Origin of the sequence: Leptospira wolbachii serovar Codice str. CDC (genome assembly GCF_000332515.2) — a bacterium.
GTDB lineage: Bacteria > Spirochaetota > Leptospiria > Leptospirales > Leptospiraceae > Leptospira_A > Leptospira_A wolbachii.
In genome coordinates this window covers 286498-302334 of the sequence record NZ_AOGZ02000008.1, presented here as the reverse complement: position 1 = coordinate 302334, position 15837 = coordinate 286498, and the positions used below count along the sequence as shown (strand labels likewise).

Here is a 15837-nt window from a genome sequence, read left to right as displayed (position 1 = left end):
AAATTTTGAAATTTATTTTTTCAACGATTACGGCTTCAAGGAAAGAATTGAATTCTCTGGATCCACTAGAGCAATGGATTCATCAGCTAACAAATCAAAGGCATGCCAAGCATTACTGTCCTTCTTTAACGACTCTTGTTTTTCCGTTTTCGACTTAATAGATTCTGATTTCGGAATTTCGGCCAGACAAGGGATCTCTTCGATTTGTTTTAATTTTTCCAATAGTTCTCTATGTTTTTTGGAAGGTCCAAACCAAGAAGGAACAAAGGCAATTTTTTTCTTCTGGCTAAAAATGGTTTCTGTTTGTGAGATTTCATCTAGAAGTAAATTCACAGCTCGAATCGTCCATTTACTGGGAGTTACCGGAATCAGGATCAACTCGGAATTGTAGATGGCTGTGGTGAGTTCATGTTTGGCAGAACCCGGCGTATCTATAATTACAAATTTGTATTTGTTTCGTACTTCATCCAAAGCTCGTTTGAATTGTAAACAAAGGCTAGTCGAATCGGGATTGTATTTGGTCAGTTTGGCCAAACTTAAGGTAGATGGCAAAACATCAAATTGTTTGGTTTCCCGAATGCAGTCTGTCATTCGTTTCATCCCGAGAAGTACACTCATCACATTGGATTCATTCAGTTGGTTCAGATCCAAATCGGGCAAACAATAGTCTGTTAAGTCGCCCTGCATGTCCATATCCACAACCAGTGTTTTCCCCCGCCTGGCAAGGGCACAAGCTAAGTGGGCAGCAGTAGTGGATTTCCCACTTCCTCCCTTAATATTGGAAACTGAGATCACCTTCATGGGGCAAAGAATTGTCTGAATTCAGCTCTTGACCACTGATTTTTTTTTGAATTTTTCTTGGAAAGGACTTCGCATCGCTTAATTTGGTTCCAGTTATGGCATTCACAATCCGGTTCCGAGTTTGGGACAAACAAGAAAAAGAATTCACTCAGAAAGGCTTTAGTTTAACCCTCGATGGGAAACTTTTAAAGTTTGGACAACCCATTACAAACGAAGACAATTTTATTGTTAATAGTTTTACCGGACTCAAAGACAAATACGACAAAGATTTATTTGAAGAAGATATCATTGAACACACAGTTGCTAAAGGTGGAAACCTCACCCAACATACAGGTGTCATACGTTACAACAATGAACATGGTGCCTTTTACTTAGAAAATGGCCCTCCTCTACTCCAATTGTTTTCCATGCGAAAAGTAGGAAACCCGTATGAAAATCCCATCCTATATGATTTGTATTTAAAAAGTAAATCTTGAGATTTCTATTTTTATTTCTATCTTCCCTATTCTTATTATCCTTACCTCTAAGGGCAAATCTCTTGGAGGACTACTGGAAAGCTGTCCAAAATACAAAAGAAAAGTTTGAAATAACCGATCATAGCCCGAAACGTTTTAGCTTTCGATTGGGTGGGGAAATTCCGACGGTTCTTTTTAAAGAATCGCTTAATCATGAAGTTTTTTGGTTCTGCCAAAAGTACATAGACAAATACCATACAAACTATCCTTACCCTAGATTTAAAGAAGACATCAGATCCCACCTAACAGATCTTTATGGTGACCCTGCACAAAATTTCCTGAGTGGGAAACTGTCATTTTCCTGTTTTTCCGCTTGGAAGGAAGGAAACTCATCCCTTTTAAAACTCTCCTTCTTTTTGAATGAAGAAGAATTTTTTCCTTACCGCTGGGATTACTACGACAACAAGGGCCAACTATTTTTAACCGAAGAAGATGAAACAAAAAATGGGAAAAAGGATAGTTTTACTTATTATTCACACTCGGGTTGTCCCAAAGAAATCACAAAAGACAAAAATGATTTTGGAGCTATGGATGAATGGTGGTATTTTAAAAATTGCCAGCTAGTTCGGATCGAACACGATGCAAATGAAAACGGGTTTCGAGAACGAATTTGTCATTATGAAAATGGAAAAGAATCTTATTGTGAAGGAGTTGGTGAAAAAGAAGAGAGAGAAGCTGTTCAGTTAGAAAACAATCAAAAATTCCAAGAGGCTCTCAAAGCCTATCGGAAGTCTTTGAAAGAATACAAAAAAGAAGTTTCCAATGGAACTTCCAGAACCTGTTCCCTTTTAAAAAAAATAGCAAACATTGAATACAATGAAAGAGACTTTGTATCTTTTACAAAAACATTGGATGAATTTTTTTCCTATCGCGCTTGTGAATCAGATTCTTTGGATGTACTCATTTATAAATCTTATTATTATTTATACGTTCTTGGTGATTATAAAACGGCCAAGGATAGTTATCAAAAAACTGCCGAAATCTATCGGAAAACTCATGGAGAAATCAGTCCCGAAATCCTACTCAACCTCGCTTATTCACATTTTATGGACAAAGATCCCGTTTCTTGCTTAGCGAGTTTGGATAAACTGAATAGCCGCAGGCTCACAGCCTATCCACGTTTTTTCCTATTTTACTATCGTGGTTCCTGTGAACTAAACCTTGGTCGCTGGGATGAAGCCTACACCAACTTAAAACGTGCACAAATTTTAGGAGGGGAACGCGAATTTCTCCCCGTAGTGTATTACAAGTTAGCCAGAGCCGCATTTGCAACAAAGCGAGACCAAGAAGGAAACCTTTGGACTCACCAAGCACTACTTTATGATTTTGATTTGATGGACAAAATGAATGCAGACCCTCTCTTTGAAACATTCTTTGAGTCCCCAAATGGGAAATCACACAAAAGAAAATATTACTTGAATAAACAAAAAAAACAATGATAGTCAGCTCCTACGGAGACTAACAAGATCAATGAAAAATTTTACGACGCTGAATGATGTTTTTTATTATGCCAATCGAGCCTATGGCTCTAAAGAAATGTTCTTTGGAAAGGATGCAGGAAAAAACTTTATAGGTCGTACGTTTTCAGATATATTTCATAAAGCAGAAAATCTTGCCTTATCCCTTTTACAAATGGGAATCCAACCGGGAGATCGAATTGGCCTTATGGCGGACAACCGAACGGAATGGGCCATCGCCGATATCGCCACCCTGTTAAATGGGGCCATCAATGTTCCGCGTGGGTCTGATTCTACTCCTCAGGAAATTGAGTATATACTTAGCCACTCTGAAAGCAAATATTGTTTTGTAGAACACGAGAAGTTATATGATTTGTTAAAACCTATCCTTTCCAATACGAAAGTGGAAAAAGTCATTATCTTAGATCCTGGATTTCGTTCTAAGGATACACTCGCAGTTCCCATGGAAACTTTGATTCAGGATGGAGAAACACATCGCAAAAATCTACCTTCACTGGAGCTCAGATCCAAACAAGTAAAACCAGATGATCTATTTACCATAATTTATACTTCAGGCACTACCGGAATGCCAAAGGGTGTAATGCTTACCCATCAAAATATGGTATATAATGTGATCAAAGTTCCTCCGCGAGTCGGACTAAAAAATTCCGATAAGACACTTTCCATCCTTCCTGTTTGGCATATCTTTGAAAGGGCCATTGACTATGCGATCATTGCAGAAGGAGCCTCCATTGCTTATACCAACATCCGGGACTTGCGGGATGATTTCCAAAAAATCAAACCAAGTTTTATGGCCTCAGCCCCAAGACTCTGGGAAAACCTCTACCTTGGCATCAAACAAAAGTTAGAGAAAGCTCCAGAAAACAAACGGAAACTTTTTGATTTTGCTTATGATATCTGCAAAAAATTCAAAGATGGCCAAGACTATTTAGCGGGTAACAGACTTCTCACTAAAGAAGAGTCCCCTTTTGAAAGGGCAAAAAATACAGCAGTATCCCTTGGTTATGTTTTAAATCTATATTTACTTGCGAAGGTTTTAGACGGATTGGTTTTTTCTAAAATTCGAGATGTTTTAGGAGGCCACCTAACAGGAACGATATCGGGAGGTGGAGCACTTCCTTCCCATGTAGATGAATTTTTTAATGTCATTGGAATTCCTGTGTATGAAGGATATGGTATGACAGAATGTGCACCTATTATTTCCGTCCGATCTGTGGGGAATGTGGTGCAAGGATCCGTGGGAAAATGGCCAGATGGCACTGCTGTTAAAATTGTCAATGAACAAGGAGAATCCGTTCCCAAAGGAAAAATGGGGATCATTCACATCAAAGGCCCACAAGTGATGAAGGGTTATTATAAAAATGAAGAAGCTACCTCAAAAGCCATTCATGACGGTTGGATGAATACGGGAGACTTAGGATTTATTTCTTTTAATGACACCCTTTCGGTCCGCGGGCGAGTGAAAGATACCATCGTTTTATTGGGCGGAGAAAACGTAGAACCAGTCCCTATTGAGAATTTACTTCTAGAAAATGCTCTTATCAATCAGGTGATTGTGGTAGGTCAGGATCAAAAATCTCTCACAGCACTTGTTTGGCCAGAAAAAGATCGGATGAAAGAAGCGGGACTCATTGTAAAAGAAGGTGAAGACCTAAACCAAAACAAAGAGATCCGACTTTATTTCCAAAATATCATCAAAAAACAAATCTCCTCAGAAAACGGATTCAAATCCTTTGAAAAACTTTCTGACTTTCGGTTTTTACCAAAAGCCATGGAAGTGGGAGATGAACTGACGAATCTTTTCAAAATGAAAAGAAACGTCATTCATGATAAATACAAAGACTTAATCAAATCCATGTACAACTAAAGCGAATTTAAGATCGTTCCTAAAACCTCTCCCAATTCCTTAGAAAGATTCGGGAGAGCGGCTAAACCTTCCAGTTCTCTTTTGGCAATTTTAGGAAGATTTCCCTTTTGTTTCGAAACAGGAGAATATAATTTTGTTAAGGCTGCGGCCATTTGTGGATTGATTTCGTTCAAACGTTTGATCCGTTCGGAAAGAAAAGTATATCCACTTCCATCTTCTTTATGGAAGCTTAAAGGATTTCTCGCCAAACTAAAGTACAATGACCGAACCTTATTTGGATTCCGAATATTAAACTGAGGATGTTTTTCTAAGTTTTCGGCAATTTTGCAACGATCTTCCCCAGCAGTTACTTGAGCGGCAAACCATACGTCTAAAACCAAACTATCCTTCTTCCACTTTTCAAAAAAAAGATTCACGGCATTTTCTTTTTCTTTCGAATCCACTTCCAAAAGAAATTTCATCGCAGAAACCTCTTCACTCATATGTTTGGCTTCTCTTTGTTCCATAACTGCTAATCTTTCAAACTTTCTGGAAGGATCGTATAACAGATAATAAAGGGCAATATTCTTTAGTTTTCGTTTTCCAATTTCTTCTTTGGTTTGGATGGGAATGGTTTTTCTGTTTTCTTCCAAAAGAATTTGAAAGTTTTTGGTAAAGGTAGTGGAAATGTTTTGAATGGCCCACACGCGTAATTTCTGAATTTTGGTAAACTCATAACAACCAATGTTTTCACTGATTTGGGTTAACCCAGGAAAGGAAAGGTAAAAACTATAGTATGTTTTTTCCCATCCTACCCCAAAAGAATCAGCAATCGTTTCCAAAATGATAGAAAAGTTCTCTTCCCTACCGGATGCGATCGATTTACGAAACCAATCAAAAATCAAATTTTGAAAGGCAAAAAAACGGGAGACTCCATCGGTTTCTACCTTGGCTAAAACTTGTATTTCTTCATCTGATTGGTTGTAATCCAATCGCACGGGACTCGAAAGAGAACGAAATAAGGAGACTATGGGCTTTGTTCCCTTTGAGTCTAGTGCAGCGATACGAATTTGGTCGCGGGCCCCGGACATGATTCGTTTTTCTTCCGTAAGAAGTTTTCCTTCTCTGTCAAAAACTGCAATCGAATTCGAATATACTAAGGGATATTCACTGGCACCAGTATCCAATAAATCCAAAATCCATTCATTGGAATCCTTCGAATATTTTTCCTGAACGGATAATAAGGGAGTTCCGCCTCTGTGGTACCAATTTCGAAGATTGGGGATGGAATGGCCGGCAGCCTCTTCCATCGAAGAAACAAATTCTTCAAAGGTCACACCTTGTCCGTCATATTTAGAAAGATAGAGTTTAAGGCCTTTTTTAAAGGTTTCTCTGCCGATAAGCTCTGATACCAATCGAATGACTTCTGCACCTTTTTCATAAACTGTTACCGTATAAAAATTATTCATCTCCCGATAAGATTTGGGAAGGATGGGATGAGACATGGGTCCTTGGTCTTCTGGAAATTGAAATTCTTTTAGGAACAAAACATCTTTGATCCGTTTGACAGCAGGATCTGTCATATCTTCGGTAAACCATTGGTCCCGAAATACAGTCAGTCCTTCCTTCAGTGTCAGGTTAAACCAATTACGAAGGGTAACCCGATTCCCTGTCCAGTTATGAAAGTATTCGTGAGCAATCACAGCAAGAATGGATTCGAAACTTTCATCAGTTGCCGATTTTTTATCAGCTAAGACGAGTTTTGCGTTAAATAAATTCAAACCTTTATTTTCCATGGCACCCATGTTGAAGTCTTCCACGGCTACAATCATAAAAAGATCTAAATCATATTCTAGGCCAAAGGTATCTTCATCCCACTTCATTGCTTTTTTTAAAGAATCAAAAGCAAAACTAACCTTTTCCTCATTTCCTTTTTCCACAAAAATTTTAAGAGTGATCTGTCGACCTGACCCAGTTTGGAAAGAATCCTTGGTTTCCAAAAGTTCTCCGGCCACAAGAGCAAAAAGATAGGATGGTTTTGGAAAAGGGTCTTCCCAAACCACTTCCCGTTTTCCACCTTCTAATTGTTTTTCGCTAAGCAAATTCCCGTTGGACAACATAACAGGAAAAAGTGATTCCTCTCCTGAAATGGTGACACGAAACCGCATCATATTATCTGGTCTGTCAATGGAATAAACAATCTTACGAAATCCTTCTGGTTCGTTTTGGGTACACAACATGGAACCGGATTTATACAAACCTTCCAAAGAGGTATTCTCAGCAGGACAAATTCGATTTTCTACGGTAAGGCGGAAAGATTCTTTCGGAGGATACAAAATGAGAATTCCCGTAGGAGAAACCTGGTAATCCTCTGGATCCACAATGGCTCCATCTATGCGAAGGGATAAAAACTCTAAAGATTCTCCATTTAAAAAAAGTGGTTCTATTTTTTCTGCTTGGAGAACCACTTCGTAATCGGCTCTGACAACTGTCAGGTGCAAATCTAGGTCAAATCGTAATTCTAATGAAGGTGTAAGCCAGGGGCTTGGTCTGTAGTCTTCCAGTTTGTGGACAGGAGAAGTGGAGGAGGAGGATGTCATCCTCCTTCTTTATGGGATAGGCCATCCCAGAAAAGTGAATTTTAATTCTGTTTCTCTTTTCTTTTATCCTCGGCAAAGGTAACCTTGAGATTCCTACCATCGACAGGTTGTCCATTCATCTGGGTCACAGCCTCTTCTGCTTCATCAGGACTGGCATAGGTAATGAAAGCAAACCCTCGAAAATTTCCAGTTTCCCGGTCATGAATCATTTTCAGATCTTGAATTACTCCGTAAACGGAGAAAATCTGGCGTATATTTTCTTCCTTAAGGGAAAATTTTAAATTTCCCACATATATTTTGTTAGAAACCATTCCTATCCTCGTAAAACACAATGCATGTCCCAATGTCCTGGGAACGGGGTCGATTAGACACAATGCAAAGAAAATGTCAACATCAAATATTTCTTGCATATTCTGAAAGATGACATTTATTTGAATCGCTCTCCAGGTACCCCTTTGAACGAAAAACCGTATATTCTATGCATCGATGATGAATTCTTCATTCTTTGGAATTTAAAGGAACAATTAAAAAAAGTCTTTGGATCTAGTTTTACTATCGAAACGGCGGAAAGTGCGGAAACTGCGAAAGAAATCATGAAAGAAATTGCGGGATCTTCCGGAGACTTGGCTGTGGTGATCTGTGATCACGTGATGCCTGGTCAAAAAGGGGATGAATTCCTGATTGAAATGCAAGAAACCCATCCGCGCACTAAAAAAATTATGCTTACCGGACAAGCACCGGCACAAGCCATAGGGAATGCACTCAACCACGGCTGTTTGTATCGGTATCTTTCCAAACCCTGGGATGCACACGATTTAGAACTGACCATCAAACAAGCCATTGATGCTTATTTCCAAGAGAAATCCTTAGAAGAAAAAAATAAGGAACTGGCTGACTCTCTCTATTTTCACAGAGATTCCAAATACCCTAATTTTGAATCCTTGGTAAAACAATTAAAAGGAGAGGGAAATCTAAAAAACAACCAATCCATTTTACTCATCAAAATTGTCAGTTTTCCCATCATCATCAAAACTTATGGGATTGAAGTGTATAGAAAGCTCTTTAAAAAGCTATTGCAACTGCTTTCCGTTCACTTACAAAACGAAGAAAAAGTATTTCATATCTATTCCGATGAAATTGCAGTTTTATCAAATCTCTCCGAACAAGAATTAGTCGAAAAAATCAGAAGTTTTCGTATGATTTTAAAATCAGATGATTTGATCTTAGATGGAGTTGGGTTCCATCTGGATTGTCGGTATTCTTCCGCCGCAGGGCAAGAAGATTGTTATTACAAAGCGAAACTTGCCTTATTTCGTGCAGAGGCACAAGGTTCCTCCGATTTTGTATCCTATACAGATGATCTTTCCACAGACCACCATCTTCAAAACTTTCAACTCAGTCAAAAAATTCAATCTGCCATCACAAACAAACAGATTGTCCCCTATTTCCAAGGAATCGTAGATAACCAAACAAAACAAATTCGAAAATTCGAATGTTTAGCCAGAATCAAAGATAGAGATGCCATCCTTACACCCGATGTCTTTTTAAAACTAGCAAAAGTCACAGGAAGCATCCGAATGATCGGTTTGCAAATGATTGATGAATCCATGAATTATTTTTCAGACAAATCCTTTGACTTTTCCATCAACCTTACCGAATCTGAATTGGAATATAAAAGTTTTAGTAAGTGGGTGGAAACAAAATTAGCAAATTACAAAATAGATCCGAGCCGTGTTACGTTTGAAATCTTAGAAGACATTAGTTTTTCCGAAAACAAAAATAGTTTATCTACCATTCGTGATTTGAAAAGTATTGGTTGTGAAATTGCGATTGATGATTTTGGAGTCCAGTATTCTAACCTTGCAAGGTTATTAGAATTTGATCCTGACTATTTAAAAATCGATGGTCAGTTTATCAAAAACCTACCAGAGAATAAAACTGCTTACCTTCTTGTACAAGGGATTGTAGAACTGGCTCGGGGAATTGGAGCCAAAGTTGTTGCAGAGTTTGTAGATCGCCCTGCCATTCAAGACATGATTGAAACCTTGGGTATCGAGTATTCCCAAGGGTATTTATTTATGAAACCGTCCCCTGCCATACCTGCAGAAGCCAATTTACAGCTGTAAGGTGACACCAAAATTAATCTGACGAAAAGGACCTGGTTGGATTCCTTCTGGCAAACGGGAAGAAATGTATTTTCTGTCTTGTAAGTTTTTCCCCGAAAGAAACACGGACCAGTTGTCTTTTTTGTAACCAATATTTGCATTCAGAAGTTCATAAGCAGGAATTTCTCCATCAAGTCCAGAAACATCTGATTTAATTCCTGCATAATTAAGCATGGTTCTATTGGCTGCGGTAGAGCCAGCAGTATCATACCAACTCACAGTTTTAGAGTTTTCTAAATCATGAAATTGTTTTGAAAAATACTGCCACTCCACTCGCGCATAAAACCCCGTACTCCGACTAGAAATTCCAATAGAAAGTGTGAGAATGTCTCTTGAAACATAAGGAAGGCGGTTCCCATTGGTATCAATATGCGCTAAAGGATTGGAATCTCCTCTTGTCCATGCATTAAGATTATACGTATATTGGTTAGATTTTGCTTCCGTTCTAGTATAAATAATGTCGAGAGGGATTGAATAGTTCAGTTTCCAAAATTGACCAAAATCAAAAGTCATATTGGATTCCACACCTCTATGAATGGACCTTCCCGCATTTACAGGTCTTGAGCCAAAATTTCCACCTGCGGCAGAACTATTAATGATTTGATCTTCAAAGTTTAATAAATAACCAACCAATTGACCACTTAAGTATTCGGTCAGATCTCCCCTAACACCCGTTTCATAGTTCCAGGATCTTTCTGGTTTTAATACTAAATCTTCAGCAGTCGGAGAAATGGCAGATTCATATCTTGGAGGAGAAAAACCACGGTGAACTCCAGTAAACCAGGTCATATTTTTTGCAAAATCCAGAGTAGTTCCAAAACCGGGGAGAACGATTTGGTTTCTTGTGGTCGCTGTTTTATCCAATTGAACCGTTGGATTTGTTCCTGCAAAATAATCAAAGGTAGCTGGATCAAAATCTCTTCTGGCACGATTGATAGATCGTGTTTGTGTGAAGGATTCATAACGAACCCCAGGAATGACAGAAAATTTCTCTGTTAGGCGAATTCTATCTTGCAAATATACAGAGACCGCTTTTGCAGAACGTCTTTCATCATCCCTAAGTTCTCCACTATTGGCTAAACTGGTTTGGGATTGTAAAAGAACTGCCGGTGTTGATCCAACTCCATTGGGGTATACAACAAAGTCTGGTGTTGTAGGACCATTGAGAAGTTGAACTTTTGCCATATCAATATGGTAACGTGTACCCAAATCAATTTCATGTTTGATGGGACCTGTTTCAATCTCTGTTTGTAATTTGGTTTCTATACCTGCAAATTTATATGTTCTATCTCTATGAGCGTTGGTGCCTCGCATCCAAATGGTATCACTATTTCTAGATGTATAAGGTTCTCCATCATAAGTGGCGATGGCATCAGAGGGAATTGTGCTACCTCTTGAATTTCGTGAATAGTTTTGCCGAGCCCAATTACGCTCTGTATAAGCTGAATACACCCGCGTAATCATTTTTGTTTTTTCCGATATCGTCCACTCGTGTCCTATCGAAAAACTATAACGTTCTATGCTTCGTTTGTCATTCTGTGCAGGGTTGTCTTTAGGATTATTTTGAAACATCCCTGTGGTAAGACCCACATAAGTGGCTTGGGATTCTTGCTGGTGAAAACCAACCTTAGTAGTAATATTGTGTTTCTCATTTAACTGATGTATGGTTTTTACATTTGCTTCATTCACAAAGTAACCTTGGTTCGCCCGAAAACCATCACCTTGTTTCCTGAGGACATTAACGTCAAATCCAGTGTTTCCAAAAGTCCCACCATAGTTTACCATTTGGCTGAAATAAGCATTTTCACCCCCAATAGTTTGGATACTCAGCGTGGGATCTTTAGGAGGACGTCTTGTGATAAAATTGACAACCCCTCCGATGGTCGATGGCCCAAAAAGAATGGAACCTGAACCCTTCACCACTTCAATGCGTTCCATTCGTTCGATAGATGGTGTATAATACATTTCGGGTTCCCCATAAGGGTTTAAAGAAGTAAATAGACCATCTTCAAGGATAAGAACCTTTCTTGAAACCTCGCCACTCACACCCCGAAATCCCAAATTCATAGTGAGACCTGCAGGATCTTGATAACGGATGTTAGCTCCTGGAACACGACGCAAAACTTCCATATTGTCCGTTGGCCGAGTCTCTTCTAAAAATTTTTTCGTAATGATGGTCGCAGAACCAGGAATTCGTTTTAAGTCTTTTTTATCTCCGATCACCCGAATTTCTGCTTTCTTCCATTTCGGATCTTCAGGATTCTCTTCTGGACTTGGATTTTCGACATTTGGATTTGTCGGTAGAGTTTCTTCGGGATTTGCCTTAGGTCCAAGTTCTTGTGCAAAAACATTGCCCCCCATTAGGCAAAGAACCAATAAGAAAGAGAGAGTAATTTTAAGAATTGGTTTTATTTTCATATATATAATTTGATTTTGAGACAAGAGTTCATTTAGAGTCCCTAAGGTCAACAGAAATTTCCCAGAAGGAACCAATATGGAATCGACCTTACGCTTTAGAGACCACCGTTCAAAAAACAATACCACGATCCATTGGATTCTCGTCGCTATGGATATAGTCGTTCTAGGAATCCTTATCCCAACCTTATATAGTTCAGAGATTTTCAATACAGATCCCTTAATTCTCGTGGTGGTCTGTGGAATGGGTTTTTTCTTTTTTTTAATGCCACACTTCCTACTAAAAGTTTTGCAAAAGCCTAAATGGACCGAAATAGATTCGATCAACAGATCCATTCGTTTGATGGAAACCAACAAACAAGTCAAAACCATTCCCTGGGACTCACTCCAATTTCTAACGTACTCAGAATATACTTATACTGTGAAAACAAAAAATGGATCAAAAACAATTACCGTATATACTGTTCTCGGCCAATGGAATGGGGAAACAATTCCTCTTGCAGAATCGACAATTTTCCCCGAATTACGTTTGATAGGTGAAAGAATTGCAAAATTCTTAAAAGTGTCCATAAAAAATGAATCTGGAGTCTTAATCCCTTATACAGAACTTGATCTGCCAATTCATAAAAGAAAAATTCCAAAAGAAGTTTGGGAATCGGAGATTACTTTCAGTCCAAGTTCCCAAATTTCTATTGAGAAGATCGGTCAGGATAACCTACTCAAATCAAACTATAATCCTAAATTATATACTTTGGTTGCAGCCAGTGTAAGTTTTGCTTTTACTTTAATGATTCATTTTTTTATTGGTTCAGCCTTTGATCTTTCCGTTACCTCATGGGAGACATTTCCTCCAAACACTTACCAAGTGACATTTTTCATTCTTTCTTTTGGATTCGGCTTTTTACCTTTAGCGTATGTTTGGTGGAATAAGAAAAGAAAAAAGGAAATCAAAATCTCAAATGACGTAATGTATTGGAATGGAAAGCTCTATCCTTTTGCCAATTGGGAGGAAATTTTACTAAAACAAAATACGCTATATCTAGTGAACGATCATTCTACGGAGACCTATTCTTTACATTTCTTTTGTGAACCGAGTGATTCTATCCAAGTATTAAATTGGATTCAAAAGGAAATTGGGAAACTATCGGGAGGGAACGAAGAATTTGGAAGATTTTGAAGTTTTTAGTTTAAGACGATAACCTACCTATCCGGTAATTCGATAGATAGGTTATGTAAAAAAGTTTACAGAAATTACTGTGCGGGAACGCCAGGGACTTCTTTTTTCTTTTTTTCCTTAGAGAGTAATCCTTTTAGTTTTTCTTGTGTGGCAGGGTCTTGGAGTTTCTCCTTTCCCATTTGGATTGCCTTTTGGCCCTCTTCTGAATTGGCCTTTTCAATGATTTTATTCATAAGACCGGGTTCATCGGAAGCACCGTCTTTTGATTCCGAACTGGCGCAACTAAGCGTAAGTGATAATAGCATTGCTAATATTATTGTTTGTTTCATATCTTATTTCCGTAACAGAAAAGAAGTTAGTTTCACAAATTTCATTCGTCAATGGAAAAACAAAATCGTTTGTAGAAAACAAGGCCTCTTCTAAAACCAATCCTGGAATCAAAAAAGAAAAGTTATACACAAGGACGTTTCATGAATCAAAAATCTATGGATCGGGATTCGGCACAATTAGAAGCTCTCGGACTCAAATCCGAATTTGAACGCAGTATGAGTTTTTGGGAAAATTTTTCCCTTGGTTTCACTTATCTCTCACCAGTGGTGGGAGTTTATTCCGTATTTGCCCTAGCCATCCAAGCAGGTGGTCCTCCCATGATTTGGAATTACCTTCTCGTGGGTTTTGGACAATTTCTAGTCTGTTTGGTATTTGGGGAAATCGTGTCCCAGTATCCGATCTCTGGTGGAATTTATCCCTGGGCGCTCCGATTGGTAGGAGAACGTTGGGCTTGGATGTCAGCATGGGTTTATGCTTGGGCACTTTTTACTACAGTTGCTGCCGTTGCGGTTGGTGGTGCTCCTTTTCTTAACCAACTCCTTGGTGTGGAATTTGGCAACTCGGGTTTTATCTGGATTGCCATCCTTATGATTCTTTGCTCTACCATTCTCAATTTGAGTGGAACAAGACTTCTCGCCCAAGTTGCATTTTTTGGATTTTTATGTGAACTGATCGGTGCTGTAGTTGTTGGTGGTTATTTATTAATTTTTGCAAAAGTAAATTCTATATCGATCTTATGGAATACCTTCTCTTTTGGAGAAGGTATTAATTATTTCCCAGCATTTTTAGCATCCTCAGTAGCAGCAATGTTTTGTTATTATGGGTTTGAAGCTTGTGGGGATGTAGCGGAAGAAACGCCAAATGCTAGTTCTGCGATTCCAAAGTCCATGCGTATGACTGTTTATATTGGAGGAGGAGCTGCCACCTTTGTTTGTTTGGCTCTACTCCTTGCCTTACCCAATGTGGACAAAGCCATCTCAGGAGTAGACAGTGATCCTGTAACCACAACTCTTGTTTCAGCAATGGGTCTTGTGGGGTATCGTATGGTCATCGTAGTGGTTATGGTATCTTTTTTATCCTGTTTACTCAGCTTACAAGCTGCAGCAAGCCGGCTTCTCTTTTCATTTGCCCGAGATGGAATGATCTTTGGAAGTAAATACTTAAACCATCTCTCCAAGTCAGGAAAGGTTCCTGTGAATGCCCTCCTCATTACAGGTCTCATTCCTATTCTTATCGCAAGTATGGGGCATTGGTTGCAAGATGCAGTCACCACCATCATTAGTTTTGCTTCAGCAGGAATCTATATTGCTTTCCAAATGGTTATCCTTGCGGCCTTGTATGCACGTTATCATGGTTGGAAGCCAAAAGGCTCTTTTACCTTAGGAAGACTGGGAGTTTGGATCAATGCATTGGCTCTTTTTTATGGTATCACAGCCGTCGCCAATATGGTTTGGCCGAGGACTCCCGATGAACCATGGTTTATTAATTATGGAATGATCTTTACTACCCTCGTTGTTATTTCTTCAGGGCTTCTCTATCTTTTGATAGCGAAGCCGCACTTACAAAGAAAGACATCTTGAACCTAACGAAGTTTAGATTCAGAACTTCAATAAAACTTTGTTTGGGAAAGAACTCATTCTCTTTCCCAAACAAGGTACTCTCCACCAGAGATCTCCTCTTTTACTACAACTCGAAATCCCGGTAAAAAATTTCCACCAAATCCATGAAAGGTGATAAGCTTCGATTTCGGTGTAAGTAATAATAAATTCTGTTTTAGGGATTGTAAATCTTTCAAAAACTGAATTGCCGATTTCTGTTTAATAGAATCGATGGAATGGCTGCCCTTCATGGTTTCATACAAAGGATTAAAGCAGTAATAATGAGAACGACCAACAGGAAATTCTTTTAAAAAATTTTCCTTTCGAAATTCTACATTAGGTGTCTCCCAATTTACTTTCAAAGAGTTTGAAAGTGAAACCAATTCCTCTCTATCTTCCAACCCTAAGATATCAATAGAATGATTGGAAAGAAGAGAAAGATGAATACAAAACTTTCCTACCCCCGATCCTAAATCCACAACCGATGTCACACCATCTGCAGAAAGATATTTCCATGTCCTTTCAATGACAGAAATGGGGGTCCATTGGAAAGGAGAAAGAGTTTGGAATTTTTCGGGAAGGTAAGAATCCCATAAGGTATCTGTCATTGGATCCCCTACGCTGAATTTCTGTCCTTTAGTGAAAAATTGGTTTCTCATTTCTTCCTGCTATGTTACATCTTTTGTTTATGGACCAAAAGATTCAGTATTTGAACCAAATGATCGAAATCATTGATAACAAAGTTACCATTTTCAAAAAAAACAAGTCCAAATTACCACAAGCAGCTTATGCTGCGGAAAAGCAGGTACTTACTCGCACGATCCAAGAAACCATCCAACTTGCCGAAGAAATCAAACCAGTCCCCTTTTCCTTAATTAATGATTTGAAAGCTCTTATTAAACAATTATAATT

General features: G+C 38.6%; 13 protein-coding genes. 7 read left to right on the top strand and 6 right to left on the bottom strand.

Annotation, left to right across the window (positions count from 1 at the left end):
* Positions 1 to 27: 27 nt before the first annotated feature.
* The gene (locus tag LEP1GSC195_RS03290; protein ID WP_015680080.1) at positions 28 to 801 is read right to left on the bottom strand and encodes a ParA family protein; all 774 of its coding nucleotides are present in this window, start codon (positions 799 to 801) and stop codon (positions 28 to 30) included.
* A gap of 95 nt (positions 802 to 896) precedes the next feature.
* On the opposite strand from LEP1GSC195_RS03290, the gene LEP1GSC195_RS03285 reads away from it, so the two are divergent.
* From LEP1GSC195_RS03285 to LEP1GSC195_RS03275, 3 genes are all read left to right on the top strand, one after another.
* Positions 897 to 1277, top strand: a complete 381-nt coding sequence (locus LEP1GSC195_RS03285; RefSeq protein WP_015679939.1) for a YopX family protein — start codon at positions 897 to 899, stop codon at positions 1275 to 1277.
* A gap of 62 nt (positions 1278 to 1339) precedes the next feature.
* A complete protein-coding gene (locus LEP1GSC195_RS03280) occupies positions 1340 to 2755 on the top strand; it encodes a tetratricopeptide repeat protein (protein ID WP_015679842.1) in 1416 nt (471 codons plus the stop codon).
* Between the two features lie 31 nt (positions 2756 to 2786).
* The gene (locus tag LEP1GSC195_RS03275) at positions 2787 to 4661 is read left to right on the top strand and encodes an AMP-dependent synthetase/ligase (protein WP_015679847.1); all 1875 of its coding nucleotides are present in this window, start codon (positions 2787 to 2789) and stop codon (positions 4659 to 4661) included.
* Here the strand turns inward: LEP1GSC195_RS03275 and pepN are convergent.
* Together pepN and LEP1GSC195_RS03265 are read right to left on the bottom strand one after the other, a co-directional pair.
* Positions 4658 to 7240, bottom strand: a complete 2583-nt coding sequence (gene pepN, locus LEP1GSC195_RS03270) for an aminopeptidase N (RefSeq protein WP_015680157.1) — start codon at positions 7238 to 7240, stop codon at positions 4658 to 4660. The genes LEP1GSC195_RS03275 and pepN overlap by 4 nt on opposite strands.
* A gap of 41 nt (positions 7241 to 7281) precedes the next feature.
* The gene (locus tag LEP1GSC195_RS03265; protein ID WP_232227646.1) at positions 7282 to 7530 is read right to left on the bottom strand and encodes an RNA recognition motif domain-containing protein; all 249 of its coding nucleotides are present in this window, start codon (positions 7528 to 7530) and stop codon (positions 7282 to 7284) included.
* Positions 7531 to 7695: 165 nt separating this feature from the next.
* Between LEP1GSC195_RS03265 and LEP1GSC195_RS03260 the strand changes: the two genes are divergently transcribed.
* Positions 7696 to 9366 carry an EAL domain-containing response regulator gene (locus tag LEP1GSC195_RS03260; protein ID WP_015679873.1) on the top strand — a complete coding sequence of 557 codons (1671 nt, stop codon included), beginning with the start codon at positions 7696 to 7698 and terminating at the stop codon, positions 9364 to 9366.
* On the opposite strand, the gene LEP1GSC195_RS03255 is transcribed toward LEP1GSC195_RS03260, so the two are convergent.
* Complete coding sequence (locus LEP1GSC195_RS03255; RefSeq protein WP_040506293.1) at positions 9355 to 11823, bottom strand: TonB-dependent receptor family protein; 2469 nt, start codon at positions 11821 to 11823, stop codon at positions 9355 to 9357. The two genes, LEP1GSC195_RS03260 and LEP1GSC195_RS03255, sit on opposite strands and share 12 nt — an antisense overlap.
* Before the next feature lie 76 nt (positions 11824 to 11899).
* Between LEP1GSC195_RS03255 and LEP1GSC195_RS03250 the strand changes: the two genes are divergently transcribed.
* On the top strand, positions 11900 to 12997 hold the full coding sequence (locus LEP1GSC195_RS03250) for a hypothetical protein (RefSeq protein WP_232227644.1): 1098 nt from the start codon (positions 11900 to 11902) through the stop codon (positions 12995 to 12997).
* A gap of 74 nt (positions 12998 to 13071) precedes the next feature.
* Here LEP1GSC195_RS03250 and LEP1GSC195_RS03245 read toward each other — a convergent pair whose 3' ends face one another.
* Positions 13072 to 13326, bottom strand: a complete 255-nt coding sequence (locus LEP1GSC195_RS03245) for a hypothetical protein (protein ID WP_015679859.1) — start codon at positions 13324 to 13326, stop codon at positions 13072 to 13074.
* A 141-nt stretch (positions 13327 to 13467) separates the two neighbouring features.
* On the opposite strand from LEP1GSC195_RS03245, the gene LEP1GSC195_RS03240 reads away from it, so the two are divergent.
* Positions 13468 to 14907, top strand: a complete 1440-nt coding sequence (locus LEP1GSC195_RS03240) for an APC family permease (RefSeq protein WP_015680187.1) — start codon at positions 13468 to 13470, stop codon at positions 14905 to 14907.
* A 53-nt stretch (positions 14908 to 14960) separates the two neighbouring features.
* Here the strand turns inward: LEP1GSC195_RS03240 and LEP1GSC195_RS03235 are convergent, their stop codons facing one another.
* Entirely contained in the window at positions 14961 to 15584 is a 624-nt protein-coding gene (locus LEP1GSC195_RS03235) for a class I SAM-dependent methyltransferase (protein ID WP_015679906.1), read from the bottom strand.
* A gap of 11 nt (positions 15585 to 15595) precedes the next feature.
* Here LEP1GSC195_RS03235 and LEP1GSC195_RS03230 point away from each other — a divergent pair, with 11 nt between their 5' ends.
* Positions 15596 to 15835, top strand: coding sequence for a hypothetical protein (locus LEP1GSC195_RS03230; RefSeq protein ID WP_015680130.1), 240 nt, complete (start codon positions 15596 to 15598; stop codon positions 15833 to 15835).
* Positions 15836 to 15837: the final 2 nt, after the last annotated feature.